Origin of the sequence: Flectobacillus sp. (genome assembly GCF_049240685.1) — a bacterium.
Lineage (GTDB): Bacteria > Bacteroidota > Bacteroidia > Cytophagales > Spirosomataceae > Flectobacillus.
The window spans coordinates 1-2,357 of sequence record NZ_JBMLSD010000240.1 but is presented as its reverse complement, the minus strand read 5'-3'; the positions used below and the strand labels follow the sequence as shown (position 1 = coordinate 2,357).

Sequence of the window (2,357 nt, the reverse complement as noted above, 5' to 3'; positions counted from 1 at the left end):
ATTTTCATGGTATTAAACAAATCTGTCGCATTCACAAACACCTCGTGCTTCCCGTTGTTCATAGATTTTTTCAACCCTGCATCACAAGAAAAACGCTGTTGGATTCGCCCTTGTGGGATAAGGTCTGGCGCCAAATAAGTGAACAAAACTTGTAATTCTGTTTTGTTGGGTAAATGAATGATATTATTCCATTTGGTATTCCACGAAATCAACATTTGTTCATCCGAACTCGATATATGTGGAGTCGGGTAAAGATTCATGATAGCAAAAGCATTAATCTGATTTCGGTAAACGTTGGCATTGATATTTAACGAATACCAAGGTGCAATTTCTTTGCTCATTACCATTTCAATCCCTGTATTATAACTTTTGTCAACATTTTGAAAAATGGCATAAATCAAAGTACTGTTTGGCACAGTACTCGAAATACGGGTGATAGTTCCATCCACGATTTTATGATATAAAGAAGTATAAAAATAGCCTCGTGAAAAGTTTGTTTTATATCCCAATTCAAGACTATTGGTAAACTGTGGCTTCAGAGCGGGGTTCCCCACTTTGATAATTTCGGCATCGTCATATTTCGGAAAAACACGAATATCTACCTCATTGGGGCGGTCTACTCGACGATTGTACAAGAAAGTTAACTGATGTTTATCACTGATTTTGTATCCCAGACGTACATTTGGAAAGGGCTGTGTGTACGAATACCCATCGCTTTTGTAGGTATTATGTGACGGACTCACCTGATAATTTACCGACACATATTCCATACGCAAGCCAATTTCAGCTTCAAGTTTTCGAGTTTCAAAGACCAAGTTTCCATAAACCGCAGGAATAGATTCTTTATAGGTAGCTGGTCCACCCGCCGAAGAATCCAAAGGAGAATTTACCCCAGGGAAAAACTGCATATTGGTTGGAATATCGCGTTTACGGTATTTTACACCTGTTTCTACTCTACCAAATTTGAGTGGTTTGATATAATCTAGGTTAAAATCTGAAACTGTTTCATCAGAAAGCAATTTGAATGAATCTTTGCCCGTAAAAGTGGGCATGGCATTGGTAAAAAAGTATTTCTCATCCTCACGATGGAATGTATAATTGTAGCCAAAATTCAACAAATGTCCAGCATCCTGAAATTTGTGCTGATAGGCAAGTGTTGCCATAGCAGTAGTTTTCAATTCATCTTCCAAGAAAGTCCAAAGACGCAATCGTTGACTAAAATCTCCATTAAAAAATGGCTCATCGCCATTATCTAAGATTTTTTCGGTACCAAATAAGCCCGAAACAGTCAAGGTATTTTGACTATCCAGAAACCAATCAAAACCTGCTTTTGAGTTAAAAAAGTTGGTATCTCGATTACGCTTTAATTGTTGCTTTATGACTGTTCCGTCATCGTAAGTACGGGTCGTATATTCGTTTTTGTTGAGCGTATGCGTGTAAAGATTATCTACCTGAACGAAAGTATTGATTTTATTGGTACGGTAATTTAATGCCAAGGATGGATTGATTTTTGGCGTCATCGTATATTGCGGACGCACATCAGGATAATTGTCTTGACGCTGCCAAAGAGCGCCCAAACCCGTGGCTAAACCCAATTTACCATTAAAACCTTGTCTAATATTTTTCTTCATGATGATATTAATAATCCCTGCACTGCCGTTGGCGTCGTACTTGGAGCTAGGATTATTAATTACCTCAATTTTATCGATGTTCGAGGCGGGAATATTATCCAAACCATACTGGGCATTAAATCCTGTCAAAGCCGTTTGTTTGCCATCTATTAAGATAGTCACCTTGTCATTGCCCCTTAATGATACCTTTCCGCTTTCGATTGTCACACCTGGTACGCTTTGCATAGCCTGCAAAATAGAGCCGCCACTTTGTGAGATATTATTGGCAATAGAAAATACCTTTTTATCCATTTTGGCGCTCACTTCATCGGCTTTTCCTTGAACGGTTATTTCTCCTAGAGTTTGTACATTTTCGGTAAGTTCAATGACAGGTAAGTCCAAAAATGCGGAAAGTTTTCCTACGAAAATCTTTTGTTTGGCTACGTTAAAACCAACCAATGAAACTGTCAAAATATACTCATTAGGTTTTACATTGGTCAAGGTAAACCGTCCTTCCTCGTTCGACACTGTTCCTGTCACAAAGGCGCTATCTTTGGCAGTTTTCAAGATAATATTGGCATAAGGCAATACAGTGGTATTACTTTTATTTCGGATTTGCCCAGAAATACTCACAGACGTAACTTGTGCCTGTGAGACATTTCCAAGCCATAACATCAAGCTTAATAAAGCTAGTTTTTGAATGAGAGAAGTTAATGATTTCATATAAAATTGTTTGGGGGCTTTTGG

General features: G+C 38.1%; 1 protein-coding gene. It reads right to left on the bottom strand.

What is annotated here, in order from left to right; translation table 11 throughout:
- Nucleotides 1–2,333, bottom strand: a 2,333-nt coding sequence (locus ACOVQ4_RS11060) for an outer membrane beta-barrel family protein (protein ID WP_421820705.1), incomplete at its 3' end; no start/stop codon positions are given.
- Between the last annotated feature and the right edge of the window lie 24 nt (nucleotides 2,334–2,357).